Source organism: Albibacterium profundi, assembly GCF_042159835.1.
GTDB classification, from domain to species: Bacteria; Bacteroidota; Bacteroidia; order Sphingobacteriales; family Sphingobacteriaceae; genus Albibacterium; species Albibacterium profundi.
Window position 1 is genome coordinate 924,122 of record NZ_JBBVGT010000002.1, and the last position, 26,930, is coordinate 951,051.

Here is a 26,930-nt window from a genome sequence, read left to right on the forward strand (position 1 = left end):
TCTAGCCTATCAGCTCCAAATGTTTAAGAGCATAAAACAGTGCGGACGCATGCAGGGATTGTCCGAACTTGTTTTCGAAAAGAAACTCCTTAAGCTCATCTGGTGATGCCAAAAGGACATCAATCTCCTCCTGAGAATCCAAAGCTTGTTCTTGCTTCTTCACGCCGCCTCGTGCTAAGAATGTGGTAGTTATATTATTACTCGTAGCAGGGTTCGGATAAAGCTGACAAAGTTCCTCGAAAGACTCAAATTCATAGCCGGTTTCTTCCAACATTTCCCGCACAGCAGCCTCCTGTGCCGTCTCTCCTTCATCAATAACCCCTCCTGGTATTTCCAAGAACACTTCACCAGCTCCGTGTCTATACTGCTTCACTAGAATAAACTGGCCTTCATTCGTCAGAGCAACAACATTAGCCCAATCTGGATATTCTAACACGTAATATTCCGGCACAATATGCCCGTTCGGCATTTGACATACATCCTTTCTTAAGACAGCCCAAGGAGCCTTTACCAAATAGTTAGATTCTAAAACCTTCCAGCTTAACTCACTCATAATCTGCTAATACATTTATTTAAACTGTCTCGCCAGTGGGGAACATCGAGCTTAAAGTTCTTTTTTAGCTTTGCTTTATCCAATACCGAATATTTGGGTCGTTCTGCCTTTGTAGGATAAGCAGCAGAAAGCACCGGATGTAGTTTCACATTCATATTTGAAGCAGTAAAAATAGCATGTGCGAAATCATACCATGAAGCCACTCCTTCATTGCTATAATGATAAATACCGTAAACTGGTTCATCCATGAGAGCTATTTTTACGATTGCATCTGCAAGATCCATAGCATAGGTCGGTGTACCCGTCTGATCATAAACCACCGACAGCTCTCCACGGTCCTTAGCCACTCGTATCATGGTTTTAAGGAAGTTATTCCCATACTCTGAATATAACCAACTAGTGCGAAGGATAACAAACTTCTCCATCGTATGCGTAATCGCTTCTTCTCCGGCCAATTTTGTTTTCCCATAGGCGCCGATCGGGTTGGGCGCATCACTCTCTTTACGAGGAGTTGGCGAATATCCATCAAACACAAAATCGGTTGAAATATGAATCAGAAGAATATTATATTCTAAACACAATTGAGCTATCAGTTCAGGTGCTTGTGCGTTAACTGCAGCCGCTCTCAAGGGCTCATCTTCTGCTGCGTCAACCGCCGTATAGGCTGCACAGTTAATGATAACATCCGGTCGTTCGCGACTAAAAACAGTACGAAGCTGGTCTTCCTCAAGCACGTTTGCATCCTGCGAATTACAGTAGATGATTTCCAATCCGCCGGTATCTGCAGCTTGAATACATTGACCTAATTGGCCGCTCCCTCCTAATACTATCGCTTTTTTCATATCGTTTTAAACAATGGCAAGTTCATATCTTTATCAGTAAGGACACGCTTTTCATCTACAATCCCCCAGTCGATACCTAAGTCCGGATCATCATAAAAAATGCCGACTTCAGCATCTTTTCGATAAAAATTATCACATTTATAAAAGAATTCGGCCGTATCACTCAAAACAGCAAAGCCGTGAAAGAAACCCCTCGGAATATAGAGCTGAAACCTATTCGCTGCATTTAGTCGCACCGTATAACTCTGGCCGTAGCTTTTACTATCCTTTCGACCATCCACAATCACATCCAACACCTCACCGCTTAACACGCGGACTAACTTCGCCTGGGCGTGTTCCGCTGCCTGGGCGTGTAAACCACGAATGACTCCGTATGATGAATAGGATTGATTATCCTGAACAAAATGAGCAGCTTGCCCCGTCAAATCGTGAAATGTACGCTCATTGAAACTTTCGTAAAAATAACCGCGTTCATCTTTTATAACGTTTGGCTCAATAAGAAATACTCCTTCAAGCGGATTTTCTATTATCTTCATAGGTTAAGCAATTGTTTTTGTTGTTTTAATAACCCGATCAATCGAATCGTTTCTTTCGCTTCTTTAACATCATGCACTCGTAAAATATTCGCAGATTGCAGTAAGAGTACTGTGTTCAATACGATCGTACCGCTCAAGGCATCATTTGCAGAAACATTTAATGCATTGTATATCATAGATTTGCGGGATACTGCTCCCAATAATGGGAGCCGGAAACCCTTCAATTCTTTAAATCGACCGATAAGTTCATAATTCTGTTCGATGGTTTTTGCGAAACCCGGCCCCGGATCTAAAATAATGTCGTGCACCCCGTGCCTCCTCAATTTCGGAATTCGTTCTGCAAAATAATCAGAAATATCTGAAATAAGATCATCATAATCCGTCAATGATTGCATCGTCTGAGGGTTTCCTCTCATGTGCATCAAGATATAAGGAACTTGTAGCCGTCCAGCGGTCGCAAACATTTCTTCATCGAGACTTCCTCCTGAAATATCGTTTATGATATGAGCCCCATTTACAATGGCTTCGGCAGCGACTTTCGCACGGAACGTATCAACCGAAATAATACTGGTCGGATGCAACTCCTTCAATCGTACAATAAATGGAATAAGACGCGCAAGCTCTTCATCTTCACTTACGTACTTTGCATTGGGCCTCGATGAATACGCTCCTATATCTAATATATCGGCCCCTTCTGATAGAAGCTTAGTAGCATGTTCAAGTGCCTTATCGCTGTTTGAATATTTGCCTCCATCGTAAAATGAGTCTGGAGTTACATTCACAATCCCCATAATTTTTGGACTGCTGAGATCCAGTAAGGTTTGACCCGAACGAATTGTTTTGAAACTTGAACTAAGCACCTAATTAATTTTTTATGTGTTCGCTAAATTACATATATTCCGGTAATTTTGTGAAAACAGGAAGCGTCATCGATATCAAAATGAAAGATACTACAAAAGAATACTATTCAGTAATAAATCATTGCAAAGAGTTGTTCTTAAAGAAAGCGAAAGATTATGGTACCTCTTGGAGAATTATGCGACTCACATCGATTACTGATCAGCTATTTATCAAAGCACAACGGATACGCACAATTGAAACCGAAGGCATGGCAAAAGTAGACGAAGATGTCCAATCGGAGTTTATCGCAATTGTTAATTACTGCGTCATTGCTCTGTTACAGGTAGAAATGCAGGACGATGAACCTACTGAAGTCTCATTAGAAGATCTTGAAAGCAAATACGATCTTAAAGTTAAGGAAACATTCGACCTGATGACGGCCAAAAACCACGATTACGGTGAGGCATGGCGAGATATGCGGATCAGTTCATTAACTGACCTTATCTTGATGAAGATTTATCGCACCAAACAAATAGAGGATAACCAAGGCAAAACGCTCGTATCTGAAGGTGTTGCAGCAAACTACCAAGATATGCTCAACTACGCTGTGTTCGCGCTCATTCGGATGGGAATTAATTAGTTATAAATGGCAAAAAATCACATCTCCTATCAAGCGATTTGGATTGTTCGGATCATCGTAGCCGCAGTATTTATTTTTTCAGGTGTCGTTAAAGCTAATGACCCCATTGGTTTTGGATATAAACTTGAAGAGTATTTTACCGTATTCGGACTGCCGTTTTTGAACGACTATAAAGTTGCTTTCGCTATTTTTATCTGCAGTTTAGAAATCATATTAGGTTCCTTGCTGATCTTTGGCTTCTGGCGAAAAAAAGTTGTCTGGGGACTTTTACTATTGACAATTTTCTTCACCTTCCTCACCTTTTATTCTGCTTATTTTGAAGTCGTCACCTCTTGCGGATGTTTTGGAGACGCTATTCCGCTTACGCCTTGGCAATCGTTTATTAAGGATTGTATCCTATTGCTCCTTATAAGCTTCCTTGTCTACCACCAACGGAAAATCACTCCGCTGATCAGTGATTCCTACACTCGCTCAATTTTAACAGCCTGCATCATTGTGATTTCTGTAGGTCTGGGTGTTTATACCTACAACTTCCTGCCTATAGTTGATTTCCTACCATACAAAGTTGGCAATCATCTACCATCGCTTATGACCGTTCCAGAAGGGGAGTCTCTGGACGAGTATGAAACTATCTATACCCTCGAAAACGAGCGTTCCGGCGAAGTCAAAAAAATGACGGACAAAGAATACTTAAGCGAAGAAATTTGGAAGGATGAAGAGTGGAAGATTATAGGTGACCCCGAAACCCGTCTTGTAAAAGAAGGATATCAGGTTCCCATCAGTGATTTAATCATTAATGATCATGAAGGGATTAATCGTACTGATGATATAGTTGCCAACCCGGATAATATTTTATTGATCGTAGCATATGATATTAATAAAGCAAATCAGCCTGCTTTGCTGAAAATGAATAAACTGGCGAAAGACCTTGCACGCGACTACCGGTTACATACGGTTCTGTTAACCGCTAGCACACTTGCCGATGTTGAAAGCGCAATCGGTGACAGTACTTTATACGCCGAGGCTCTATTTGCAGATGCGGTACCCTTGAAAACGATGGTTCGTTCCAACCCAGGCCTTGTCTTATTAAGAGATGGTGTGGTAATCAAGAAATGGCATTTTCATTTAATGCCCGATGCTGAACAACTTTCTTCTAAATACCTTTCTCCGGAATAATGAATAACGCAATACATCTTCCCATCTTTATCATTGGCTTTATGGGTAGTGGCAAGACTACATTGGGCAAAAAGCTATCGCGTCTAGCCGATGTGCCGTTTATTGATTTGGACCAACGAATTGTGGAAACATCGGGTATGTCTATCAGTGATTATTTTGAACTACACGGCGAAAACGCGTTTCGAGACTTGGAGGAAAAAACACTCAAATCAATCGCTCCCGACGCAGGTGCTTTTATCTCAACCGGCGGCGGAGCTCCTTGCTATCGTGATAATATCGACTGGATGAATCGTCACGGTCTAACCCTTTACCTGGATCTAAACCCAAAAGTTATTTTGAGTCGGCTAATCACTTCCGATAGGAGCACGCGACCTCTATTATCCAATATGGATGACAAGCAATTATTAAGCTATATCCACGACAAACTCGAAGAACGGTCGACTTTTTACAAAAAAGCGCGGATTCACATTAACCCACTGAAATTGTCACCGAAAAACATGTTGGAATTGCTCGTTAAAGAAACACAATCGATGTAATAATTTCTTTACCAGCTTGATCGTTGAGCTTTTTCATAATCTGAGTTTTCATCATCATAAGTTCGTTTTTTATAACGGATGATTCGAGTCCAACAAACAGTTTTTTATTAGAAATATAAAGACGGGTGGTTCGATTCGCTATCGCCGTACCCATCAGTTCAGGCCATGCAGCGACAATGGATGTCTCATCAAACTTCTGCCTCAATCGATACACTTCGAGCATCTGATCAATGGCTTCCTTTAATGTCTTATCATTGTTTCGTTTGTTCATACCTTAACCGACTTTCTTAAGCGTGCCCTTCTCAATCTCAAAAGTACGCAAATCAACCGAGATACTCTCGAACAGCTCCTCAATTCTTTCTTTGTTGGTGTGGGTTATAAAGATCTGGCCAAACTCATCCTCTGATATCATGATTAACAGTCGCTTAATTCTCAGCATATCAATCTTATCAAAAATATCATCGAGTAGAAGTAAAGGTTTAAACCCTTTTTCTTGCGTAAGAAAGGTGTATTGCGCAAGTTTCAGCGCAATGACAAACGATTTCTGCTGACCTTGCGATCCAAATTTTTTCAAAGGCATGCCATTTACGCTAAATATCAGATCATCTTTATGAATACCCGTGGTCGTCCTTTCCAATAGCATATCCTTTTCGAGCGACTTGCTCAATAGGTTTTCAAATGAATCGGTATTCAACTGAGACTCATAGTGAAGCCCTGCATCCTCGGCATCGTTCGTCAAAAATGAATAATGCCTATCAAATAATTTGATAAACAACTTCATAAATCGCTTCCGCTCTTTATGAATCCGCTCACCGAGATCAATAAGTTGCTCATTATAGATCGTTAATAGCGCCTCGTCAAGCCTCACACCCCGTGCCTGTTTTAATAGACTATTCCGGTTTTGTAGTACTTTATTATAGGTAATCAGCAAGTCAAGATAAGCCGAGTTCGTTTGTGAAATTACATTGTCGACAAACTTTCTACGCTCTTCACTTCCTTCCATAATTAGCGACGAATCGTTCGGTGTAACCATCACCAAAGGAAATAAACCGATGTGATCTGCTAGACGAGTGTAATCTTTCTTATTACGTTGGAACTTTTTCTTTTGATTTCTCTTCAGACTGCATACAATCACATCCTCCTGATCGTTTTTTTCAAAGCGCCCCTGAATCATAAAAAATTCCTGTCCTTGCTTGACTTGCTGAGAGTCAATCGGGTTAAAATAACTCTTACATAAAGAAAGATAATGCACGGCATCAAGCAAATTCGTCTTCCCTGCACCATTATGCCCGTAAAAAACGTTCACCGTGGGTGAGAATTCGGCTATCAATTCATCGTAATTTTTAAAATTCAAAAGGGAAAGTTCCGTTAGCCACATAGCTAACAAAGATATGTTTTTAATTAATTTCCAAGACCGACAAGCACAAAAACAACTGATTCACCCGGTTACGAGGAATAAACTTCTCTAAAGCCCTTGTATCTCCAAGCTAAAAACGTATTTTTGCAGTCCGAATTATTTTTAAAGATGTCAGCAAAAGCAAAAAACAAAATAACGACTGCTTCTTCGGCTCACGGCGGGGAAAGAAGCTTTATACAAGAAAACCAAAAAAGCTTAGGTTTTATCGCAGGAGGAATTGTCGTCCTAGTTTTATTATATATAGGCTATCAAAACTTCTATTTGGCTCCACGTGCTGAAAAAGCAAGCAACGAAATTTTCAAAGCCGAAGCATACGCACAAATCGATTCACTTCAGAAGCTAGCAATTTCCGGTGACGGTTCATACCCGGGTTTTGAGCAAATAGCAAAAGAATACTCCAATACACCTTCGGCTAATATAGCCAATGCGTACCTTGGCGGCTTGTATTTACGTCAAGGTTCTTATCAAGAAGCAGTTGATGCGTTAGAGAAATATACGTCAACTGGTAGTCCAATTCTTGATCCTCTTGTTATTGGTCTGTTAGGCGATGCTTACTCTGAGCTTGAAGACTATAAAAAGGCAGCTGAACAATACAAGAAAGCAGCTGAGTTAAAGTCGAATGATTTTACATCTCCTTTGTTTTTAAAGAAGTTGGGCTTAGTTAATGAAGCTCAAAACGACTTTAAGGGAGCCTTAGAAGCTTACAAGAAGATTAAAAACGAATACCCAAGAAGTTACGAAGCTTCTGTGGCAGACGCCTATATAGCACGTGCAGAAGCACAGTTATAAACAAGATCCTATAGTCCATGGCAACTTATCTGAAAAGCCTATCTGATTTTTCACATCTTGAAGTCGCTTCAGCAGAGAACCTGAAGGTTGGAATTGTTGTCGCTCAATGGAATGTTGCCATTACAGGCGCATTATATGACGGTGCTTACCAATTGCTTCTAGATAAGAAAGTCGCACCCGAAAACATCAAAACCATTCAAGTGCCTGGAAGCTTTGAATTAATCTCCGGTGCAGACATGCTACTCAGCGACACATCTCTCGATGCTGTGATTTGCCTAGGTTGCGTAATTCAAGGAGAAACGCGTCATTTCGACTTTATTTGTGATGCCGTTGCCAATGGCATAGCCAATGTTTCAATTAAGTATAACAAACCGGTCATATTTGGTGTATTGACCACCGATAACCAGCAGCAGGCAGAAGATCGTTCAGGCGGAAAACATGGGAATAAGGGAGAAGAAGCTGCAATTACGGCAATTCAAATGGCGCATATTCAAGCTAGCCTGACAAAATAATAAAAACACATTCTAAATATAATCGTTTATCTTTGGGTTAAAGGATATTATAATCAGTGATGTTCAATCACCGAAAAACTTTAATATCATGATTTACACAAGAAAATTATATCTCACCGCATTTTTATTTACGCTAACGCTAGGTTTATACCCCACGATCGCTTCAGCGCAAACAAACCCAAATACGGCTGTAAACAGTCTTTCTCGGGGCTTGGGAGATAAAAGTACCGCGGAAGAGGCTAGATACCTTATATTTAGCTACCATTCAGACAATAAAGAGTCTGAGACCAGCTATTTATACGATTGGGAAAGTGGCAATTGCCGCTTCGAAGGACAAACTAAAGACCTAAAAGACCTGGTTGTTCTTTTCAATACTGACGCGGCTGGCGGCCAAGTATTCGTCGACGAAAATTCAGTCACAGACGAAAGCTTATTAAAAGATGTTCGGCAGTCCTTCGAAGATGATTCGTATTTTCTGTTCATCCCCATCCTCATTGCTAAGCAGGAAATCAATACAGTCGAGTTGGAACCTGAAATCGTTGATTCTAAGAAATTCCATGTATTAAGGGTCACTAGCCCTGATTCTAAGTACAAATCAAGTAAGATCTACGTCGACTTCCAAGACGGAACAATTTACAAGTGGAATACCTATGACAGTAAGAACCGACTAAGTCACGAGTTGCTCGTCTCCCAAACAAAAGATTTAGGCGGAGGCTTAATTTTACCAACACAGTTTACCGACAAATCAACCGGAGAAACCTTTGGATATCCAATTGCCGCCGCCCTGTTGAATATAGAACCCCAGAAATTTAAAAAACCTTAATGATGAACTGGATAGCTTTAGAGGACATTAATCAGTTAGAACAAATCAAGACAAGCAGCACACCGTCTATAATATTTAAACATAGTACACGCTGCCCGGTCAGCGGCATGGCTAAAAGAAACTTTCAGTTGGAAGCTCCGCTACTCCCCGAGGAAGTTGATGTTTACTACCTGGATCTCATTAAATACCGCGATATATCCAGTCACATTGCTGAACACTGGAACATCAGACACGAGTCGCCCCAAGTACTGCTTATCCAGAACGGTCAGTGTAGCTACCATGCTTCGCACAGCGATATCGAATTGGCAGAGCTCGTAAAAAATATCAGCGTGACAAGCGGTTAAGGATCAACCCATTGGGTCGTTCCCCGAATCATCAAACACTCATCTTCGACACGTTCCCTTGGTGCACCAAGAATGATCCCGCAGTGGCCCCGCTGGAACGGCCGTTTGACTACGAGCATAGCGGGGTCACTGCCCGGCCACCGCGGAGACGTGTCGAACAAGCCCTATACAAGGTCCATCTCAGAGCAAGATATCATTTGCTGAAGTTCTGTAAGAATTGTTTCGCATCATAATGGATTTATACCAGATTCAATCCGCATTTCATGCGGATTTTACGCTCAAAATGCGGATTTGATGGGTATGGAGCAAGGCCAGATTCTACCTCAAAGTGAAGTAAGGCATTTGCATGTTATTTATCGGTAAAGCGTGTTGTTAAAATTGATTATGAGACTCTGACCTTAAGAAAACTTTTCGTTAAGAAGCTTCTCAAAGGCGAACATCTCGTCACGGTACTTAGCGGCTTCCAGGAAGTCCATTGTTTTAGCAGCCTTTTGCATTTTTTTCTTGGATTCGTCGAGTGCCTTTTGCAATTGGTCTTTACTCATGTATTGTACCACCGGGTCAGCAGCAATATTCACTTCTTCCGGGCCAGCATATGCCTTAGGAATACCCATAAAGTCGGCTACCGAGGTCTGTTCGATAATTGCTTCACGGGTCTTGCCAACGGTTCGCGGCGTAATTCCATGAGCCTCATTATAGTCGACTTGCTTCTGGCGGCGGCGGTTTGTTTCATCAATCGTGATCTGCATGCTTTTGGTAATTGTATCGGCATACATGATAACACGACCTTTCTCGTTCCTCGCTGCGCGACCAATCGTCTGTATCAGTGACCGTTCCGATCGCAAAAAGCCCTCCTTATCTGCATCTAAAATAGCCACCAACGTAACTTCAGGCAAATCCAAGCCTTCTCGCAACAGGTTAATACCCACCAACACATCGAACTCGCCCAAGCGTAAACCTCTTAATATCTCTACCCGTTCCAAGGTCTTGATTTCCGAGTGGATGTAGCGGACTTTGATGTTTAATCTGGCCATGTATTTCGTCAGCTCTTCCGCCATTCGTTTGGTTAAGGTAGTAACCAAGATTCTTCCACCCTCCTTAACAGTTTTGTCGACTTCATCCAGCAGATCATCGACCTGATTGATAACAGGTCGTATATCAATCACGGGATCAAGCAAACCAGTCGGCCGAATTACCTGCTCAACCACCACACCTTCAGTTTGTTGCAGTTCATAATCGCCCGGCGTAGCGCTCACATAGATAGTCTGAGGTGCCAATGCTTCAAATTCAGCAAAATTAAGTGGGCGATTATCTAGTGCTGCGGGCAAGCGAAAGCCATATTCGACGAGTGAAAGCTTCCGTGACCGGTCGCCACCATACATGGCGCGGATTTGTGGAACTGTCACGTGGCTTTCGTCAATGACCATGAGGTAATCATCTGGAAAATAATCCAGTAAGCAGAACGGTCGCATTCCCGGCTGGCGTCCGTCAAAGAAACGAGAGTAGTTTTCAATCCCGCTACAATAGCCAAGCTCACGCATCATCTCCAAGTCATAATTTACCCGCTCCTCTAGGCGCTTGGCTTCCATAGTACGCTTATCGTTCAACAATTGCTCCTTTCTAAGTTCAAGCTCCTCTTGAATATTCCAGATAGCGTCTAAAAAGCGGTCTCTTGGTGTAACAAACAGGTTAGCGGGATAAAGAGCCATGTGAGAAACCTTTTCGATGGTTTTACCCGTAGCCGGATCAATTACGCTTAATTCATCAATTTCATCGCCAAAAAAGGACACCCGGTAGGCATCGTCCAGATAGGCGGGATAGATATCGACCACATCACCTTTCACCCTAAAAGTACCCCGCTTAAAGTCCATCGTCGTACGCGTATATAAGATCTCAACCAGCTTATGTAGAAAAGCATTCCTTGAAATCACAGTCCCTTTGGCGAAGCGGAAAACCATTTTTGAAAAATCCTCAGGATTACCCATACCGTAGATACAAGAAATAGACGACACCACAACGATGTCACGCCGTCCGGACATTAATGCAGAGGTGGTTTTCAGTCGCAGTTTCTCTATTTCATCATTGATGGCAAGGTCCTTTTCTATATATGTATTCGTCGTGGCTATAAAAGCTTCTGGCTGATAATAATCGTAGTATGACACGAAATAGTTCACAGAGTTTTCTGGGAAAAATTGCTTGAACTCCCCGTAGAGCTGTGCAGCCAACGTTTTGTTATGGCTTAAGATGAGCGTTGGCCGCTGAGTCTGCTGAATCACATTAGCCACTGTAAAGGTCTTTCCAGAACCCGTTACCCCCAAAAGATTTTGATAGTGTTCGCCAGCTTTCACTCCTTCAACAAGTTGTCTAATTGCTTCCGGCTGATCACCGGTCGGTTGATATTGCGAGGTAAGTTGAAAATCCATGTACTGCAAAAACTTAAAGAAGTGAAAATTGTTTGTAAAACAAAGATAATAATTCAACCAACAATCGATTTTCTAATGGTAAACATTTTAACGAATCAGAACAGCATCGCCAACCATTATATTGCGGAACTTAGAAACATTGAAGTGCAATCCGACAGGATGAGGTTCAGAAGAAATCTGGAACGGCTCGGTGAAATTTTCGGCTATGAGATCAGCAAAGGATTCGATTATGAAGAGGCCAGTATTTCTACCCCGCTGGGAGAGGCGCAAACTGAGTTAATGAGTAGTCAGCCCGTTTTGGCCACGATCATACGAGCCGGACTTCCACTGCATCAGGGTTTGTTGAATGTATTTGACCAGGCTGACTCAGGATTTATAGCAGCCTATCGAAAGACAAAAAAAAGCGGCGAATTCGAAATTTATAAAGAATATGAAATTACCCCCGATTTGAACAATCGCGTCGTGATCCTTTCAGACCCTATGATTGCTACCGGTCGGAGTATTGTATTAGTCTGCAAGGATCTAGCGGCACAATTCAAAATAAAACAGCTCCACATTGTTGCCGCTATAGCCAGTGAAGAAGGGCTGGAACATGTAAAAGCTTTCGTTCCGGATTGTAAATTGTGGGTTGGCGCAGTTGACGACGAACTAACTAGCAAAGCCTATATCGTCCCGGGACTGGGCGATGCTGGAGATTTGGCATTTGGCAGTAAGGCAGGTGAAGACGGTCATAGCAAATAGTCAGTCTTACTTTTTTAAAACTGGTTGCTGGCCAGTAAAACCAATGTACAGGCATTGGTGGCTTCAATTCCATTCTCCTCAGCCAGTTTATATAACTCGTCATTCTCCGCACCGGGATTAAAAATCAAGCGTTTCGGTTTCGTATCAAGTATATAATCGTAATACTCCTTTTGCTTTTTCTTCCCAATATAAAGTGTAATTGTATGAATATCGTTATAAATATTGTTTGGCTTTTCAATCTGCACACCCGCTGCCTCTCCTTTTTTAATCCCGATATTTACAATTTTATTACCAGTGTAAACCAGCCTCGTCGCAGCTTTATGTGCGTATCGGTCAGGATTGGGGGTGGCACCAATGATCATCGTTTTTTTCATGTCTCCTCCTTTTTACCAATAACAAATAATATGTGCTTATGGTTTTTTCAGAGCTTTGGCACAATTTATCCCGTCAATAGCAGCGGAGACGATTCCGCCAGCGTAGCCGGCTCCTTCGCCACAAGGAAAAAGACCCTCGACATCAGGGTGTTGCAAAGTATCCGTGTCACGGAGAATTCTGACGGGTGAAGAGGTGCGGGATTCTACGCCTATCAAAATTGCTTCATTTGTGAAATATCCCCTCATTTTTTCACCAAACTTCGGTAAGGCTCTTTTGAGAGCAGTGGCCACAAAATCGGGTAATACTTCGTCCAGCTTTACCGAGACAGTGCCTGGTTTATAGGAATTGACCGGGAGGCTGCCCGATACCCTATTTTCGACAAAGTCCACCATACGCTGAGCCGGCGCAACCTGTCGCCCCCCACCCAACCGAAATGCGCGCTGCTCTACCTCCCTTTGGAAGTCCAACAAGGAAAAAACATCCCCTTTTTGATGCGGAACGTCTTGCAGACCGACTTGAACGACCGTACCAGAATTAGCAAAGCTATTATTCCGCTTAGAAGGCGACCAGCCGTTCACGACAATCTCGCCTTCTTCCGTGGCACAAGGAGCTACAATGCCTCCCGGGCACATACAAAAAGAAAAGACGCCTCTTTCTCCAACTTGCTGAACCAGACTGTAATAAGCTGGTGGTAAAAATTCACTCCGCACATCGCAATGATACTGAGCCTTATCAACCAATGCTTGTGGATGCTCAATACGCACACCGAGAGCAAAAGGTTTGGCTTCCAATGCCCAATTATGTTTGCGGAAAATTTCGAAAATATCTCGTGCAGAATGCCCGGTCGCAAGAATAACTGAATCCGCTAAAAGCTGTTCTCCCGATGCTAACCTGACGCCCTTCACCTTACCAAAAGCAGTTTCTATATCAGTTACTTTGGTGTCGAAATGAATTTCCCCTCCAGCTGTTAGGATGGACTCTCTGATCTTCTCGATGATATGAGGCAATTTGTTCGTTCCTATATGAGGTCTTGCGTCTACCAAAATATCAGACGGGGCACCGTGTGCGACAAAAAGTTCGAGAACACGGTTTACGTCGCCTCGTTTATTGGAACGGGTGTATAGTTTTCCATCTGAGTACGTGCCTGCACCCCCTTCGCCAAAGCAATAATTAGATTCGGAATTGACAAGACCCTCTCTGTTTAATAAAGCAAGATCCCTGCGGCGATCTTTTACGTTCTTACCACGCTCAAGAATAATGGGTTTGAAACCGTCCTCGATACATTGCAAGGCTGCAAACAAGCCTGCCGGCCCAGCACCGATAATAATTACGGGCCGCCCTTGTGACACATTTTCCGATTTCCACTGGTAAGTCTGTTCCTCAAGCTCTTCGTCGATTGAGACAACAAGTCGAACACGGAACACCACTTTCTTGCTTCTTGCATCAATCGACCGCTTTCGTATTTTCGCGGTTTTGATGCGTTCAAGGGAGATATTTAATTTTTTAGAAGCTTCTTTTTTTATAAATAGATCGTCAGAAATTTTTTCTGGGATGATTGCTAATTCAATTTCTTTTTGCATATTGTGTCATGTATTCTTACATGGATACGTAAAGGTATAATTTTTGAAGCCGACTGAAATAAACACAACAAACTAAATTTATTTTTTCAAACTTGAATATTATGAGAAAGTTATTATTCGGACTTATTGGCTTATTGGTCATCTCCACGCTAAGTTCTTGTGGATATAATACAATGGTAGAACTTGACGAAAATGTTAAAGCCAAATGGGCTCAAGTTGAAAATGCTTACCAAAGAAGAGCCGACCTCATTCCTAACCTGGTAAACACAGTGAAAGGAGCAGCCGAGTTCGAACAAGAAACATTAACCCAAGTTGTTGAAGCTAGAGCTAAAGCAACCTCCATTCAAGTTGATGCTGATAATCTAACTCCGGAAGCAGTTGCGCAATTCCAACAAGCGCAAGGCGCTCTTTCACAGTCTCTCGGGCGCCTTCTAGCAACGGTAGAAGCCTACCCGGACATCAAAGCAAATCAGAACTTTTTACAACTACAAGCTCAATTGGAGGGAACAGAAAATCGAATTTCAGTAGAAAGACGTGCATTCATTGAAGCTACGCAACAATACAATGCGACCGTACGCAAGTTCCCTAATAATATTACGGCTGGAATTTTCGGCTTTAAGCAAAAGGGTTCATTTACTGCTGAAGCAGGCGCCGATCAAGCACCTGAGGTTCAATTTTAGATATAATGAAACTATTTAATACAGAGGAAGAAGAACGTTTAACACACGCGATCAATCTGGCTGAAAATCGTACATCTGGAGAAATCCGACTATGCGTTGAGAAAAAGTGTGCAGGAGATGTCATTGAACAAGCTACCAAGCGCTTCAGACAACTGGACATGCATAAGACGGCGCTAAAGAACGGAATTCTGATCTTTCTTGCCTTAGACGATCATAAATTTGCGATTATTGGTGACGCCGGAATCGATCAGAAGGTGCCAGAAAACTTTTGGCAGGAAACGAAAGACTTAATGGTCGATTATTTCAAGAAAGATCTTTATGTTGATGGCTTGGTTGCCGGCATTGATCGTGCAGGCAAACAGCTCAAGACTTTTTTCCCCCGTTCGGATGATGATATAAATGAATTACCTGATGACATTGCCTATTTTTAGATTCCTTAGTACCCTCTTTCTTATAACCTTCATTACAAGTTTTGGTTACGGTCAGGATTTCCCAAGTAAGCCGAACCGGCTTGTGAATGATTATACCAATACGCTTAGTTCTGCTCAAGTTCAGCAGTTAGAAAGCAAGTTGGTAGCCTTCAATGATACGACCACTACACAGATTGCGGTCGTATTGATCAACTCACTTGGAGATTACGATGTTGCAGATTACGGTGTACGTCTAGCACAGAAATGGGGCATCGGTGGCGCTGAAAATGACAATGGGATCCTTCTTTTGGCATCGCTGGGTGATCGTAGAGTCACGATCCAAACCGGATATGGGGTCGAGGGTGCAGTGCCGGATGCTATTGCCTACCAAATTATCAACAATGAAATTAAACCAGCTTTTTCTAGACAGGACTATTACACGGGTTTGGATAGGGCGACCGACGCTTTGATTTCCTATACAAAGGGAGAGTATAAAGCGAAGCCAAAAAAGAAACGCGAAGAAAGTTCAGGAGTTCCCTTTATCGTAATCATCGTTGTTATCTTTGTTATTCTTAGTATATTCTCAAAAGGTGGCGGTGGCCGCGGTGGTGGCAAGGTCATCGGCGGCCGTGGAAGCTCGGATCTTCTCTGGTGGACCTTGTTAAGTGGCATGGGTAGAGGCGGCCGTGGTGGCGGCTTTGGCGGCGGGGGAGGTTTCGGAGGCGGCGGTGGCTTCGGAGGTGGAGGTTTCGGAGGATTTGGCGGTGGAAGTTTTGGCGGTGGAGGTGCAAGCGGAAGCTGGTAAATTTGTAGAGCTATGCTGAAAAGAGATTCCATTACTGCTCAAATGCAGCAGTTAAACCAAGTATTGGCGAGGGTTAAGCGACTCATTATTGAAGACAATGAAGCTGAAGCGAAGCTAATGATTGAAGACAAACTATCGGACTACTTCAAGCTTCGAATTGACCAATTGATGTCGATCGACGAAGATACTTTTGCTTACGAGATCAAGAAACTGCAATTTCAGCCAGAAGAGTTGGACACACTAGCTTACTTCATTGATGAGTATGCCGGCCTGCAAGACGAATTGACAGAGCAGTTAAAAATGTACCGATACTACATTGAGCTTGTGGACTTCCTTGAAAAGGAGCATCAATATGTATCCTTTGAACATACTTCCCGAAGAGCGTTACTCAAAAACCAACTAAACGACTTATAAGAAATACTCTGTTAGGCGAATGGAACATTTTTCAATTCGCCTAACAATAAAGGTATCTGGGTTAGCAAGACCGTTGGAAGGACGACTGCATGTCCTTCTAACCGAAGCCTATCGCCGGCGCGTCCGTGAAGAAAACAGCCTAAAATGCAAGCTTCACGTGGCGAATAACCCTGTGCAATAAATGAAGTAAGCATCCCTGTTAATGCATCACCCATTCCTGCAATTGCCATCGCCGGATTACCTGTTGGATTAATCAACACCTCTCCTTTTTCCGTGATAATAAATGTGTATCGATTTTTAAGAACGATTGTAATCTTAAACTTTTGAGCATTCCTTCTAGCTAGTTGCAGACGTTGCCACCAGTTTTCAGACGGTCCAAAAAGTCGGTCAAACTCCTTCATATGCGGTGTTAACACTGTATCCGCAGGAAGCGCATTTAACAACGTATCTTCCTTCGAAAGATAATTCAGGCCGTCGGCATCAATAATTAAGGGCGCATTCGCCTTTTTAAAAAGATCCGAAAGAAACGAAGCCCGGCGACCGAGACCAGGACCAAAAGCAATCGCTGAATATTTCACTCCTTCAAATAGCTCCTCAGAGCTTCCCAGCATAGCTTCGGGGAGACGCGCATACAAAGCGTGTCGCTCCTCCTCGGGCAAACAAACTGTAGCCAAACCAACTCCTGTGCGCAAGCACGCTTCTGTGGCAATCAGCGCCGCTCCGACTTTTCCGGCAGAACCTGCGTAAATTAAAGCATGACCATAGTTTCCTTTGTGGCTGAAGCTTTTTCGTTTATTATAAATTTCTTCAATATCGGCACTATCAATAAGATAATAATCGGATGGTAGTTCTGCTAAAAATGCTTCCCGCAAACCGATATCAACAACATGAAAGTTTTCCATGTACTTGGCCGATTCAGGAAAAAAGAAGTTCAACTTAGGCCGTTGAAAGCTAATAACCTCATGGGCATAAAGAACCGTTCCATCATCATCAAGCTCGCCTTCACAGCGAAAACCAGTTGGCAAATCGACCGCCACCACACGTTTGCATTGTTGATTGATCATTTTTATAATCTCGGCGAGGGCTCTATCCAAAGGCCGATTGATTCCAACACCCAATATACTATCAATTAGAACCGACTCCGTCAGGCGTAAACCCAAACCGTCAAAATCCTGTAAGGACGTTCTTTCTAATTGGTGGATTGAAATTTGCCTTTCTTTAACCCGTTGCATATTGTAGGCAAAATCATCGCTCTGACGATGTCCCGTTGGTATAATGACGATATTGATATCGTCGTAGCCATCACATTGCAGGAGCAGCGATATGGCTAGTCCATCACCGCCGTTGTTGCCCGTTCCACAAAGGATGATAATCGGAGTATTTTTATCAGGGACCAAGCCTCTAAACACGCCTACAAAGGCCGAAGCAGCTCTGTCCATCAATTCATGAGAGCTTATATTTTCCGACACCAAGCAGTCACTGTCAGCTAATTTGACCTGAGAAGCACTTATTATTTTTCGCATTCTTGAATGTACGAAAAAGTCCTATTTTTTCATAAATTTGCATAAGGGTCAAAAGCTTGATGTTTTTGGCTATTAACTATTTACCAGAAAAATTGATTATGTCGAATGTAAAAGAAACGGATCTGATTGGTATTGGAAAAAAATATCAATTAGAAACGAGTTACGGAGATCACGTGGTAATTGTAATACATGATGACGGTCGTCGTGAAATCTATGAATTTGATGAAGTTGAAAGCGAATCGAAATGTGTATTGACTCTGAACGATGAAGAAGCGCGCCAAGTTGCAGGTATCATCGGCGGTCTATCATACAAACCTAAGGCTCTAGAAACCATTGAGGTGGCCTTAGACGATTTAATCATCGAATGGTATAAGGTTCCGAATGAAGCCAAAGCAATTAACAAGACCATTGGTGATTTAGAAGTTCGGAAAATGACAGGGGCATCCATCATTGCCGCGATAGAAGAGGATGAAACAACCATAAACCCAGGGCCAGATTTTGTTATTAATCCGAATACAACTCTAATTGTTGCCGGTAAGAGAAATCATATCAAACTATTAAAACAAATACTATTAGATAAATAAGTAAAGACACTCAAAACGGAACATGAATACGCTCATTTTAGAAATTGGAATTGCAGTTGGTTTGGTAGCCTTGGTGGGCCTGATATCAAACAAACTTCGAGTATCGGTAATTCCTTTTTTTATTTTGATTGGGATGATCCTTGGGCCGAACGCGCCTGATCTAGGAATAATTGACCTCCAGTTCAAGGAAAGCATGCCCTTTATTGAATTCATGGGTCGCTTAGGCGTGTTATTCCTATTATTCTACTTAGGACTGGAGTTTTCTGTTGGGCGACTCATTAAGTCAGGTAAATCAATTGTTACCGGAGGCACCATCTATGTATGTATCAACTTCGTCACCGGTCTACTGGTTGGATGGATGATGGGTTTACCTTTCGCCGAAATCATGGTGATTTGTGGTATCATGACGAGTTCATCCACAGCAATTGTGGCCAAAGTGCTAACAGATTTACGGCGAACGGCAAATCCGGAAACTGAAATCATCATGGGAATGATCATGTTTGATGATCTTTTTATTGCCATGCACATTTCCTTCCTTTCCGGCTTGGTGCTCAGCGGCGGAGGCTCTGTCTGGCAAGTGATCGGAACCTGCCTACTTGCTCTTGGCTTCATCCTTCTTTTCCTAATCCTAGGAAGAAAAGTAGTACCGGCTATCGACAAGCTGCTCTCAGTGAATTCATCTGAAATATTTATCCTTATCATCTTTGCTTTATTATTTATAACGGCGGGATTCTCAGAAAGCATTCATGTGGCTGAAGCTATTGGTGCTTTAATGGCCGGGCTTGTTTTGGCCGACTCTAAATATATTAAGCGTATTGAAGGTATGGTATTACCGTATAAGGATTATTTCGGCGCCATGTTCTTCTTTAGCTTCGGCCTCTCTATAGACCCGACCACGTTAGGCGGTGCAGTACAGTGGGCAGCAATAGCCGCCGGCCTAACGATCATTGCCAACCTTGCATCCGGCTACTTTGCGACAAAGATCTCTAAGATGAAGAAACGTCTCTCGTTTGATATTGGCTTCACCCTATCGGCCCGGGGAGAATTCTCCATCATTATGGCAAATATAGGGAAAGCAGGAGGGCTCAATCCGATTATCCAATCGTTTGTGGTGGTGTATGTTCTTATATTAAGTATCGTTGCACCGATACTCACGAAGGAATCAAGAACCATTTGGAAGCAAACCCTGGGGCGGAACGAGGTTGACAAAACCGTCCAACCAACGAAGACCCTTCAAGATCTTGAGCAAAAGGGGGAAAGAAGAAGTTAACTCCCCTTTACATAAACCCGAGCTCCAAACGAGCTTCGTCGCTCATCATACTTCTATCCCAAGCCGGGTCAAAAGTAAGCTCAACCAATGCATTTTCTACCTTGTCAACGCTTTCTATCTTTTCTTGAACCTCGTTGATGATCCCATCGGCAACCGGGCAGTTTGGTGCAGTCAATGTCATAATAACTTTTGCTGTACCATCCTCTTTGGTAATGATTTCATAAACCAATCCCAGCTCAACGATATTAACGGGTATTTCCGGATCAAAGACACTTTCTAAAGCTTCTTTAATCTGATCCGCTACCCCTAATTTATCTAATACAATCATACTATTTGAATTTAATTAATCATTTCACTATTTATTCCTAACTCCGCGGCTATGAAACGTGCTGTTTCACTTCGTTTACTTTTCGCTAGCTTCTCAGGTGTCCCTGAGAATACGAGCTGACCGCCTCGCATTCCTCCCTCAGGACCCATATCAATCACATAGTCTGCAACTTTAACGACGTCCATATTATGCTCAATCACCAAAACCGTATTCCCCCGATCTACAAGTCTATTGAGAACCCCCAGCAACACACTTACATCTTCAAAATGCAAACCCGTCGTCGGTTCATCTAGAATATAGAACGTTTTGCCGGTATCTTTTTTTGACAGTTCGGTAGCTAACTTAACCCGTTGTGCTTCCCCACCCGATAAAGATACGGAAGACTGTCCCAATGTAAGGTAACCCAAGCCGACATCATTTAACGTTTTAACCTTGCGGTAAATAGCAGGTATAGGTTCAAAAAACTCCATCGCGTCGGATACGCGCATGTCCAATACGTCACTAATCGATTTCCCTCGATATCTTACTTCCAAGGTCTCTCTGTTATAGCGCTTACCTTGACAGGTTTCGCATGGGACCTGGACATCCGGCAGGAAGTTCATCTCGATCACCTTCATTCCGGCCCCTTTACAGGTTTCACAACGTCCGCCCTTCACATTAAAAGAGAAACGACCGGGTTTGTAACCTCTAATTTTAGCTTCTGGTAATTGTACAAATAAATTACGAATATCCGAAAAAACACCCGTGTAAGTGGACGGATTCGATCTGGGCGTGCGACCGATAGGAGACTGGTCAATTTCAATTACTTTATCCACATGCTCCAAACCTTGAATACTTCCGTAAGGAAGCGGTATCTTCTTGGCTCTAAAGATGTATTTATTTAGAATGGGATAGAGGGTCTCTGTAATCAAACTCGATTTTCCACTACCCGACACGCCCGTAACTGCGATAAAAGTCCCTAAAGGAAAGCTTACGGTTACGTTTTTCAAATTGTTTCCTTTAGCATTCTCCAGCGTCAGATAATTCCCGTTACCTTCTCTACGCTCTGCTGGCACGACGATCGACCGACGTTCTGTGAGATAATCTGCCGTTAGTGTGCGACTGTGCTCAATAACTTGCGGGACACCTTGGGCAACCACTTCACCGCCATGAGAGCCAGCTGCAGGTCCCATATCAATCACATAATCGGCCGCGAGAATCATATCTTTATCGTGTTCCACAACGAGAACACTATTACCTAAATCGCGTAACTCCTTTAATGCATTGATTAGGCGTTCATTGTCCCTTTGATGAAGACCGATACTTGGTTCATCTAAAATGTACAGTACATTCACCAATTGCGACCCGATCTGTGTTGCAAGACGTATACGCTGTGCTTCCCCTCCTGAAAGTGTCTTAGCGGTACGATTTAACGTTAAATAGTCGAGCCCTACATCAAGCAAGAAGCCTAGCCGAGAACGGATTTCCTTTAAAATCTCGACGGCAATCACTTTCTGTCGGTCATTCAACCGGTTCTCTAGCCCCTGGAACCATTCAGCTAATCCAGCAATGTCCATCTCCGCTAACTGTGCAATATTCTTATCGTCCACTTTAAAGTGCAGGGCTTCCTTCTTTAGTCGCGCGCCCTGACAAACGGGACATGTCTTCAGCGAACGGAAGTCATCGAAGTCGCCCGCCCCACCTTTCTGCTCATGCTGCTCCTCCCATTGTTTAATCAGCCCTTCGAACGTAATTTTATAGTTCTTTACATTCCACTTATTATAGGAAACAGGTACGCTTATTATATCAGGTGCACCGTGAAAAATCAGATCTAGATGTTCTTCTGATAGATCCTTGATTGGCGTTGTTAATGAAAAACCATATTGTTTACCCAGTGCCTTTAATTGTTGGAAGGTCCAATTGTCTTTGTATTCACCGATAGGCAAGATACCGCCGCGCATAATGCTCAGCGTATCATCAGGGATAACGCTTTCCCGATCCAATTGAAATACGTAACCTAATCCGTCACAGTTACTACATGCGCCATAGGGAGAGTTGAACGAAAATGTATTTGGCTGTGGCTCATCATAGGAAATCCCCGAATCGGGATCCATTAGAAAACGACTAAAGAAAAATTCATCGTTAGCAGCATTGCTGATCTTAATAACCCCGCGTGCATGTTTCATCGCTTGCTGGACGGAACTTATAAGCCGCTTCTTATCTTTGTTGCTTACAAGAAGTCGGTCAATCACCACTTCAATATCGTGAGTCTTATAACGGTCAACCTGCATTTTTGGCTTTAAATCCAATAATTCACCGTCGACCCGCACCTTTACAAATCCTTGTTTTCTAATTTGCTCAAAAAGCTCTCTATAATGTCCTTTTCTTCCTTTTACAACCGGGGCAAGGATATTTATTGCTTGATCATCAAATTGGTCTAAAATCTTTTCTATGATTTGATCCTCTGACAAGCGAGCCATCTTCTTACCTGATGCATAAGAGAAGGCCTCGCTTGCACGAGCGTACAGGAGACGAAGAAAATCATAAACCTCTGTAATGGTACCAACCGTTGATCGCGGGTTCTTGCTCGTAGTCTTTTGCTCAATGGCAATTACAGGACTTAGACCCGATATTTTATCGACATCAGGACGTTCTAGGCCACCTAAAAATTGACGGCTGTAGGCACTGAATGTTTCAAGGTACCGACGTTGGCCCTCAGCATAAATAGTATCGAATGCCAGGGAAGATTTTCCACTTCCACTTAACCCTGTTATAACGACTAGCTTGTTACGCGGAAAGCTGACATCAATATTTTTTAGATTATGAACCCGTGCACCATAAACTTCAATTTCATTTTGCTCCTCTAAATCAGGAATAGTATTATTAACCATATAAGACGCTCATTGATTTCGATCTTTATAAGTCAGATCAATTAAGCAAAAATACGGATAATAAAACGAAATTTTATGGTTGTTACAAGCGCGAGTTGGTGTCCGAATCGTCTAGGTTATCGGCAAGCATGCCTCTTCCACTCGCAGGTCTATATCCGTAGAGTTCAGGATGCTCTATAATTTCCTTCATGGATATAAGCTTATAAACATATACACGCGTCTCAGGGTTTAGAGAAAGCTGATAATAGTTGTCTTTTCTCTGCGTTTTCAACGATCTCAACAAGTTTCCTTCGCCAACGTTATAAGCTGCTGCTACCAAGGTCCAGTCGTCAAACATCCTATACAATGTTTTGATGTATTTTGCGGCCGCCTCAGTTGACTTTACAATATTCTGACGTTCATCAACATCATTGTCTACTCGTAAGCCGAAGGCACGAGCGGTCGCCGGCATAAATTGCCAATAACCGGAAGCTCCTTTATGCGAAGTACCGGATCTTAAACCGCTTTCTACAAGAGGCACATATTTAAAATCTTCTGGGATTCCATGTTTAGCCAAAATAGGTTCAATGACCGGGAACCACTGCTTAGATAAACGATGTAGTTTATGAGTATGAAGATTTGAATAGGAAAATTTATCAAGATTTCTCTTCAATCGTTTCGCCACTTCTTTATGCTCCAATGGGACTGCTTCGTTAGCGAAATTTAAGGAAGAAAGGTACGCTGCTCTTTTCTCGACCTCGATTGCTTCACGATGTCTTTCAACAAACTCCTCAGCATCTATTTGTGCAATTATTTCATCTTTTTCAGATATCGGTGTGCTAGAGATAAACAACTTTGAGCCTATCAACATTACAACCGCTAATGCACATGTGAACATGTGTTTTTTAATCATTTTTTACCTCTCCTGTTGGTTTTGTAAAAATGTGGCGGCAAATGTACAAACTATTTACCTAACTACCAAATAGTTATGAAAAATACGTTTCTATAAGCTTTAAACTATGATTTTCGCTGTGAGCTTTTGTAGGTAAGATAAAACTCTGAATATCGACTAAATTTGAAAAAAATGCTCTACCTTTGCTGATTCATTTATGGGTAATAATATGCCATTCGATAAAAAGTGGAATAGCCGAGACGGCAAATCTAGTAAAGGGGATAAAAAAGGAGGGAGCTCTAACTTCCATAAAAAAGAAGATCGATATAAACGCAATGACGACCCTTCGAACAAAAAACGAGAAGAGCGATCTTTTAAAAAGCGAGAACGTTTTAATCCCGCTGAAAAAAAATCTCCATCAGAGCGATACTCTGGAGAGCAACGCTATCAGAAAGTCGAATCCAACAAAAAGAAACGCCCTCGAACAAAGAATTTCGACAAACCCGAAGGCCCAACATATCAATCTGATCGAATCACAGATGGCTTAATTCGCCTGAATCGTTACATTGCTAATGCGGGGGTTTGTTCGAGAAGGAAGGCAGATGAATTAATTGAGGCCGGCGTTATTACAATCAACGGCGAAGTTGTCACATCTTTGGGAACGAAAGTAAATCCAATGAAGGATGAGGTTCGCTATAATGGTGAACGTCTAAAGAGGGAGAAGCTGGTTTACGTACTCTTGAATAAACCGAAGGACTATATCACGACGACTGATGACCCTCAGGAACGCAAAACGGTCATGCAATTGGTTCAGAAAGCCAGTAAGGAGCGTATTTATCCTATCGGAAGGCTCGACCGCAATACAACAGGACTCTTGCTAATGACGAACGACGGTGAATTGGCCGAAAAGCTTTCTCATCCTCGTAACAACATCACGAAAATCTATCATGTAGAACTTAACAAATCCCTTTCGCAGGGTGATTTCAATAAGATAGAATATGGGCTTGAACTAGAAGACGGCTTTATTAAACCAGATTCTGTTAGTTACATCCAAGGCGCCGGGAAAAATGAAGTCGGCATCCAAATTCATAGTGGGAAGAATCGGATTGTACGACGAATTTTCGAACATCTTCAATATGATGTGATTAAACTCGACCGCGTAATTTATGCTAACTTAACAAAAAAGGATCTTCCACGAGGACGCTGGCGCCATCTTGAGGAAAAAGAGGTTATCCAGTTAAAGCACTTTATTAAATAACTCGCAAGAGACGCAGCTCAAGCTTCTGAATCTCCTGAATCATTCGTCTTTTATAGGCGTCGCTTTCGTTATAAATAGCGGGAATAAGTGCTTTATAATATTCAATGCCCTGTTGTAATTGTGACTTAAATTTAATAAAGTACTTACTTCTCTTGTCGGAAATATCGCTAAGGTGCTGACTCACGTCCTTTTGAAGATATTCGATATATAACTTCAATTCATTGATGAATATATTTGGTCTTATGGCGTTCAGGAGTAAATTTTGCTTACCATAAATATGATTGACCATCTGTTGCAAAGAATACCTTCCAGAAAAATAAGCGATATTAGGTCCGGGACATATAGACACCGCTCGATCTTCACGTGGCTTTAACATATCATTCTTAATATAAACGGAAGTCGCTAACCCTTCACACAAGCACGCTTTTTCTGCAATACGGTCGTATTCCTTTTTATATTCCTCTGCGGACACATTCCGACCTTCTAGTTCTTTTATTTTCAGGCTTTGGTATTCTCTAGACGCAGTACAAATTGGTTTTTCTGTAAATTCCGTATTAGAAACCAGAAACTTTTTCTTGCAGGGGCTTCCTGGTCTGCCTCTTTTAATTCGTTCCAAGCGCAGAGCCTCTGATGAAGAGCCTTTGAAATTATTAAAGGGAACGCCAAGAGGTGAAGAACCGCTTATATAAAAATCAGACTGCTTAGCAACGACTAGTCTGTCCAGGGTATCTTCGTCGACATTTGTAGCTTCCGGAACCAACAAGAATGGACTCCCCCATCCGGTTCCATCAAGATTATAGTAGTCCATTAAAAAACTGTTCTCTTCCGCTGTCCCAATTCCGCCCTGAACGGTCACCTTCATCTCGGGAACTGTAGTAATCTTTCGATTTTTTGACAGAAGAGCTTGTTGATAAATATCAAAAACCACATCAGATAATTCAGCACGCTTTTGTTTGAACTCTTCCAAAATTGGCCCTAATAAAAACCCTTCAGTAGCGAAGGCATGACCTCCACAGTTTAAACCTGATTCAATTCTGAATTCTGATACCCATAATCCCTTTTTTGCAAGAAACTTAGCTTGGATCAAGGCCGAACGAAAGTCACTGACCTTGAGTATAAGTTTTTTTCGTATATCTCCATTCTGATTTGGATAGAAATCATCATAGGCTTCGAGAGAACTATACAGTCGTGGGTTCATTCCTGCTGACAGTACCAAAGCGGACGACAGTTCTGACTCGGCGAAACCCCTTGCTGCCGCAACGGCATCTGTAAACTGATCGCCTAACGAATTACCGTTACGATCGTAGTTCACTTTATCTACTTTCGACATAATGTTGACATCAATTGCCCCACAGCGGAGTCGGTGTCTCAAAGAATCTTGCGTTGTGGATCTAGCCTGTGCATCATTTACAGTCAACATACTCGAGTACACTTTCTTTAACTCTGACCGTTCGGGTAGCAACTCAAAATACTTGGTGATTTCTGAACCTTCAACAAAATCGGATTTCCGAAGCTTATCGAAATTCGAATCAACAATTCTACGAATTAAATTCAGATACGCTGTGATTCTTCTGGTTCGGAAATCTGGCTCACGGTTACTAATAGGCAAAAACGGTTCGTCATATTTTTTCGAATAAAACTCACGCATCCGCTCAAGAAGAATATCGTCGACGATAGAAACTACCGATGAAATTCCATAATGTGCAACCTTAACAGGTGTATCAATAGAGAATGCTAAACCCAGTACAGGAATATGAAAAGAGTGACTCATAATAAACCATTACTTAATA

Annotated in this window: 28 protein-coding genes and 1 pseudogene; 15 read left to right on the top strand and 14 right to left on the bottom strand. The window is 42.3% G+C overall.

From position 1 onward, the window contains the following. Window position 1 precedes the first annotated feature (1 nt). The 4 genes from WKR92_RS05515 to folP are packed head-to-tail and all read right to left on the bottom strand — an operon-like array spanning window position 2 to window position 2,791. The gene (locus tag WKR92_RS05515) at window positions 2-553 is read right to left on the bottom strand and encodes an NUDIX hydrolase (RefSeq protein ID WP_375556819.1); all 552 of its coding nucleotides are present in this window, start codon (window positions 551-553) and stop codon (window positions 2-4) included. Then, the gene (gene rfbD / locus WKR92_RS05520) at window positions 550-1,395 is read right to left on the bottom strand and encodes a dTDP-4-dehydrorhamnose reductase (RefSeq protein WP_375556820.1); all 846 of its coding nucleotides are present in this window, start codon (window positions 1,393-1,395) and stop codon (window positions 550-552) included. The genes WKR92_RS05515 and rfbD overlap by 4 nt, the downstream gene beginning before the upstream one ends. Further along, the gene (gene rfbC, locus WKR92_RS05525) at window positions 1,392-1,931 is read right to left on the bottom strand and encodes a dTDP-4-dehydrorhamnose 3,5-epimerase (RefSeq protein WP_375556821.1); all 540 of its coding nucleotides are present in this window, start codon (window positions 1,929-1,931) and stop codon (window positions 1,392-1,394) included. The genes rfbD and rfbC overlap by 4 nt, the downstream gene beginning before the upstream one ends. After that, on the bottom strand, window positions 1,928-2,791 hold the full coding sequence (gene folP, locus WKR92_RS05530) for a dihydropteroate synthase (protein WP_375556822.1): 864 nt from the start codon (window positions 2,789-2,791) through the stop codon (window positions 1,928-1,930). Before folP ends, rfbC begins: the two co-directional genes overlap by 4 nt. 80 nt (window positions 2,792-2,871) lie before the next feature. On the opposite strand from folP, the gene WKR92_RS05535 reads away from it, so the two are divergent. From WKR92_RS05535 to WKR92_RS05545, 3 genes are read left to right on the top strand one after another with little or no spacing between them, the layout of a single operon-like run. Further along, window positions 2,872-3,411, top strand: a complete 540-nt coding sequence (locus WKR92_RS05535; RefSeq protein ID WP_375557960.1) for a DUF1599 domain-containing protein — start codon at window positions 2,872-2,874, stop codon at window positions 3,409-3,411. Window positions 3,412-3,417: 6 nt separating this feature from the next. Then, the gene (locus WKR92_RS05540; protein ID WP_375556823.1) at window positions 3,418-4,587 is read left to right on the top strand and encodes a BT_3928 family protein; all 1,170 of its coding nucleotides are present in this window, start codon (window positions 3,418-3,420) and stop codon (window positions 4,585-4,587) included. Beyond that, window positions 4,587-5,123 (top strand): shikimate kinase, encoded by a 537-nt coding sequence (locus WKR92_RS05545; protein ID WP_375556824.1) that lies wholly within the window; start codon window positions 4,587-4,589, stop codon window positions 5,121-5,123. The genes WKR92_RS05540 and WKR92_RS05545 overlap by 1 nt, the downstream gene beginning before the upstream one ends. On the opposite strand, the gene WKR92_RS05550 is transcribed toward WKR92_RS05545, so the two are convergent. Both WKR92_RS05550 and recF read right to left on the bottom strand, forming a co-directional pair. Further along, complete coding sequence (locus WKR92_RS05550) at window positions 5,101-5,394, bottom strand: DciA family protein (RefSeq protein ID WP_375556825.1); 294 nt, start codon at window positions 5,392-5,394, stop codon at window positions 5,101-5,103. The two genes, WKR92_RS05545 and WKR92_RS05550, sit on opposite strands and share 23 nt — an antisense overlap. A 3-nt stretch (window positions 5,395-5,397) precedes the next feature. After that, a complete protein-coding gene (gene recF, locus WKR92_RS05555; protein ID WP_375556826.1) occupies window positions 5,398-6,501 on the bottom strand; it encodes a DNA replication/repair protein RecF in 1,104 nt (367 codons plus the stop codon). Window positions 6,502-6,648: 147 nt separating this feature from the next. Here recF and WKR92_RS05560 point away from each other — a divergent pair, with 147 nt between their 5' ends. From WKR92_RS05560 to ytxJ, 4 genes are all read left to right on the top strand, one after another. Beyond that, complete coding sequence (locus WKR92_RS05560) at window positions 6,649-7,329, top strand: tetratricopeptide repeat protein (RefSeq protein ID WP_375556827.1); 681 nt, start codon at window positions 6,649-6,651, stop codon at window positions 7,327-7,329. Window positions 7,330-7,346: 17 nt separating this feature from the next. Further along, on the top strand, window positions 7,347-7,841 hold the full coding sequence (ribH, locus tag WKR92_RS05565) for a 6,7-dimethyl-8-ribityllumazine synthase (protein ID WP_375556828.1): 495 nt from the start codon (window positions 7,347-7,349) through the stop codon (window positions 7,839-7,841). Between the two features lie 88 nt (window positions 7,842-7,929). After that, window positions 7,930-8,664, top strand: coding sequence for a hypothetical protein (locus tag WKR92_RS05570; RefSeq protein WP_375556829.1), 735 nt, complete (start codon window positions 7,930-7,932; stop codon window positions 8,662-8,664). Continuing rightward, complete coding sequence (ytxJ, locus tag WKR92_RS05575; protein WP_375556830.1) at window positions 8,664-9,008, top strand: bacillithiol system redox-active protein YtxJ; 345 nt, start codon at window positions 8,664-8,666, stop codon at window positions 9,006-9,008. Before WKR92_RS05570 ends, ytxJ begins: the two co-directional genes overlap by 1 nt. A 398-nt stretch (window positions 9,009-9,406) precedes the next feature. Here the strand turns inward: ytxJ and uvrB are convergent, their stop codons facing one another. Then, window positions 9,407-11,431 (bottom strand): excinuclease ABC subunit UvrB, encoded by a 2,025-nt coding sequence (gene uvrB, locus WKR92_RS05580; protein WP_375556831.1) that lies wholly within the window; start codon window positions 11,429-11,431, stop codon window positions 9,407-9,409. Window positions 11,432-11,506: 75 nt separating this feature from the next. Here uvrB and upp point away from each other — a divergent pair, with 75 nt between their 5' ends. After that, window positions 11,507-12,172, top strand: a complete 666-nt coding sequence (gene upp / locus WKR92_RS05585; RefSeq protein ID WP_375556832.1) for a uracil phosphoribosyltransferase — start codon at window positions 11,507-11,509, stop codon at window positions 12,170-12,172. Between the two features lie 14 nt (window positions 12,173-12,186). Here the strand turns inward: upp and WKR92_RS05590 are convergent, their stop codons facing one another. Next, the gene (locus tag WKR92_RS05590; protein WP_375556833.1) at window positions 12,187-12,546 is read right to left on the bottom strand and encodes a CoA-binding protein; all 360 of its coding nucleotides are present in this window, start codon (window positions 12,544-12,546) and stop codon (window positions 12,187-12,189) included. Between the two features lie 36 nt (window positions 12,547-12,582). Then, on the bottom strand, window positions 12,583-14,127 hold the full coding sequence (locus WKR92_RS05595) for an NAD(P)/FAD-dependent oxidoreductase (RefSeq protein ID WP_375556834.1): 1,545 nt from the start codon (window positions 14,125-14,127) through the stop codon (window positions 12,583-12,585). Window positions 14,128-14,228: 101 nt separating this feature from the next. On the opposite strand from WKR92_RS05595, the gene WKR92_RS05600 reads away from it, so the two are divergent. Genes WKR92_RS05600 through WKR92_RS05615 form a run of 4 tightly spaced genes read left to right on the top strand, consistent with a single transcriptional unit; the run spans window position 14,229 to window position 16,436 of the window. Then, window positions 14,229-14,807 (top strand): LemA family protein, encoded by a 579-nt coding sequence (locus WKR92_RS05600; protein WP_375556835.1) that lies wholly within the window; start codon window positions 14,229-14,231, stop codon window positions 14,805-14,807. A gap of 5 nt (window positions 14,808-14,812) precedes the next feature. Next, window positions 14,813-15,238, top strand: coding sequence for a TPM domain-containing protein (locus WKR92_RS05605; RefSeq protein WP_375556836.1), 426 nt, complete (start codon window positions 14,813-14,815; stop codon window positions 15,236-15,238). After that, entirely contained in the window at window positions 15,219-16,022 is an 804-nt protein-coding gene (locus WKR92_RS05610) for a TPM domain-containing protein (RefSeq protein ID WP_375556837.1), read from the top strand. The genes WKR92_RS05605 and WKR92_RS05610 overlap by 20 nt, the downstream gene beginning before the upstream one ends. 12 nt (window positions 16,023-16,034) lie before the next feature. After that, complete coding sequence (locus WKR92_RS05615) at window positions 16,035-16,436, top strand: hypothetical protein (RefSeq protein WP_375556838.1); 402 nt, start codon at window positions 16,035-16,037, stop codon at window positions 16,434-16,436. Window positions 16,437-16,447: 11 nt separating this feature from the next. Here WKR92_RS05615 and WKR92_RS05620 read toward each other — a convergent pair whose 3' ends face one another. Next, complete coding sequence (locus WKR92_RS05620) at window positions 16,448-17,959, bottom strand: NAD(P)H-hydrate dehydratase (RefSeq protein WP_375556839.1); 1,512 nt, start codon at window positions 17,957-17,959, stop codon at window positions 16,448-16,450. A gap of 98 nt (window positions 17,960-18,057) precedes the next feature. Between WKR92_RS05620 and WKR92_RS05625 the strand changes: the two genes are divergently transcribed. After that, window positions 18,058-18,543 (top strand): cation:proton antiporter regulatory subunit, encoded by a 486-nt coding sequence (locus WKR92_RS05625; protein ID WP_375556840.1) that lies wholly within the window; start codon window positions 18,058-18,060, stop codon window positions 18,541-18,543. A 22-nt stretch (window positions 18,544-18,565) separates the two neighbouring features. Beyond that, window positions 18,566-19,813, top strand: coding sequence for a cation:proton antiporter (locus WKR92_RS05630; RefSeq protein ID WP_375556841.1), 1,248 nt, complete (start codon window positions 18,566-18,568; stop codon window positions 19,811-19,813). A 7-nt stretch (window positions 19,814-19,820) separates the two neighbouring features. Here the strand turns inward: WKR92_RS05630 and WKR92_RS05635 are convergent, their stop codons facing one another. From WKR92_RS05635 to WKR92_RS05645, 3 genes are all read right to left on the bottom strand, one after another. Beyond that, window positions 19,821-20,141, bottom strand: coding sequence for an iron-sulfur cluster assembly protein (locus tag WKR92_RS05635; protein ID WP_375556842.1), 321 nt, complete (start codon window positions 20,139-20,141; stop codon window positions 19,821-19,823). Between the two features lie 11 nt (window positions 20,142-20,152). Next, window positions 20,153-23,011 (bottom strand): excinuclease ABC subunit UvrA, encoded by a 2,859-nt coding sequence (gene uvrA / locus WKR92_RS05640; protein ID WP_375556843.1) that lies wholly within the window; start codon window positions 23,009-23,011, stop codon window positions 20,153-20,155. 82 nt (window positions 23,012-23,093) lie between these two features. Beyond that, window positions 23,094-23,903: a lytic transglycosylase domain-containing protein gene (locus WKR92_RS05645; protein WP_375556844.1), complete on the bottom strand. Its 810-nt coding sequence runs from the start codon at window positions 23,901-23,903 to the stop codon at window positions 23,094-23,096. 514 nt (window positions 23,904-24,417) lie between these two features. On the opposite strand from WKR92_RS05645, the pseudogene WKR92_RS05650 reads away from it, so the two are divergent. Next, window positions 24,418-25,140, top strand: a pseudogene (locus WKR92_RS05650) (pseudouridine synthase); the annotation flags it as partial. Here WKR92_RS05650 and WKR92_RS05655 read toward each other — a convergent pair. Beyond that, on the bottom strand, window positions 25,133-26,911 hold the full coding sequence (locus WKR92_RS05655; RefSeq protein ID WP_375556845.1) for a hypothetical protein: 1,779 nt from the start codon (window positions 26,909-26,911) through the stop codon (window positions 25,133-25,135). The pseudogene WKR92_RS05650 and the gene WKR92_RS05655 overlap by 8 nt on opposite strands. Between the last annotated feature and the right edge of the window lie 19 nt (window positions 26,912-26,930).

Bases quoted from the DNA above. Each gene is read 5' to 3' on its own strand.
- WKR92_RS05515 (WP_375556819.1), bottom strand. From the start codon at position 553: ATGAGTGAGTTAAGCTGGAAGGTTTTAGAATCTAACTATTTGGTAAAG.
- rfbD (WP_375556820.1), bottom strand. From the start codon at position 1,395: ATGAAAAAAGCGATAGTATTAGGAGGGAGCGGCCAATTAGGTCAATGT.
- rfbC (WP_375556821.1), bottom strand. From the start codon at position 1,931: ATGAAGATAATAGAAAATCCGCTTGAAGGAGTATTTCTTATTGAGCCA.
- WKR92_RS05535 (WP_375557960.1), top strand. From the start codon at position 2,872: ATGAAAGATACTACAAAAGAATACTATTCAGTAATAAATCATTGCAAA.
- WKR92_RS05540 (WP_375556823.1), top strand. From the start codon at position 3,418: ATGGCAAAAAATCACATCTCCTATCAAGCGATTTGGATTGTTCGGATC.
- WKR92_RS05545 (WP_375556824.1), top strand. From the start codon at position 4,587: ATGAATAACGCAATACATCTTCCCATCTTTATCATTGGCTTTATGGGT.
- WKR92_RS05550 (WP_375556825.1), bottom strand. From the start codon at position 5,394: ATGAACAAACGAAACAATGATAAGACATTAAAGGAAGCCATTGATCAG.
- recF (WP_375556826.1), bottom strand. From the start codon at position 6,501: ATGTGGCTAACGGAACTTTCCCTTTTGAATTTTAAAAATTACGATGAA.
- WKR92_RS05560 (WP_375556827.1), top strand. From the start codon at position 6,649: ATGTCAGCAAAAGCAAAAAACAAAATAACGACTGCTTCTTCGGCTCAC.
- ribH (WP_375556828.1), top strand. From the start codon at position 7,347: ATGGCAACTTATCTGAAAAGCCTATCTGATTTTTCACATCTTGAAGTC.
- WKR92_RS05570 (WP_375556829.1), top strand. From the start codon at position 7,930: ATGATTTACACAAGAAAATTATATCTCACCGCATTTTTATTTACGCTA.
- ytxJ (WP_375556830.1), top strand. From the start codon at position 8,664: ATGATGAACTGGATAGCTTTAGAGGACATTAATCAGTTAGAACAAATC.
- uvrB (WP_375556831.1), bottom strand. From the start codon at position 11,431: ATGGATTTTCAACTTACCTCGCAATATCAACCGACCGGTGATCAGCCG.
- upp (WP_375556832.1), top strand. From the start codon at position 11,507: ATGGTAAACATTTTAACGAATCAGAACAGCATCGCCAACCATTATATT.
- WKR92_RS05590 (WP_375556833.1), bottom strand. From the start codon at position 12,546: ATGAAAAAAACGATGATCATTGGTGCCACCCCCAATCCTGACCGATAC.
- WKR92_RS05595 (WP_375556834.1), bottom strand. From the start codon at position 14,127: ATGCAAAAAGAAATTGAATTAGCAATCATCCCAGAAAAAATTTCTGAC.
- WKR92_RS05600 (WP_375556835.1), top strand. From the start codon at position 14,229: ATGAGAAAGTTATTATTCGGACTTATTGGCTTATTGGTCATCTCCACG.
- WKR92_RS05605 (WP_375556836.1), top strand. From the start codon at position 14,813: ATGAAACTATTTAATACAGAGGAAGAAGAACGTTTAACACACGCGATC.
- WKR92_RS05610 (WP_375556837.1), top strand. From the start codon at position 15,219: ATGACATTGCCTATTTTTAGATTCCTTAGTACCCTCTTTCTTATAACC.
- WKR92_RS05615 (WP_375556838.1), top strand. From the start codon at position 16,035: ATGCTGAAAAGAGATTCCATTACTGCTCAAATGCAGCAGTTAAACCAA.
- WKR92_RS05620 (WP_375556839.1), bottom strand. From the start codon at position 17,959: ATGCGAAAAATAATAAGTGCTTCTCAGGTCAAATTAGCTGACAGTGAC.
- WKR92_RS05625 (WP_375556840.1), top strand. From the start codon at position 18,058: ATGTCGAATGTAAAAGAAACGGATCTGATTGGTATTGGAAAAAAATAT.
- WKR92_RS05630 (WP_375556841.1), top strand. From the start codon at position 18,566: ATGAATACGCTCATTTTAGAAATTGGAATTGCAGTTGGTTTGGTAGCC.
- WKR92_RS05635 (WP_375556842.1), bottom strand. From the start codon at position 20,141: ATGATTGTATTAGATAAATTAGGGGTAGCGGATCAGATTAAAGAAGCT.
- uvrA (WP_375556843.1), bottom strand. From the start codon at position 23,011: ATGGTTAATAATACTATTCCTGATTTAGAGGAGCAAAATGAAATTGAA.
- WKR92_RS05645 (WP_375556844.1), bottom strand. From the start codon at position 23,903: ATGATTAAAAAACACATGTTCACATGTGCATTAGCGGTTGTAATGTTG.
- WKR92_RS05655 (WP_375556845.1), bottom strand. From the start codon at position 26,911: ATGAGTCACTCTTTTCATATTCCTGTACTGGGTTTAGCATTCTCTATT.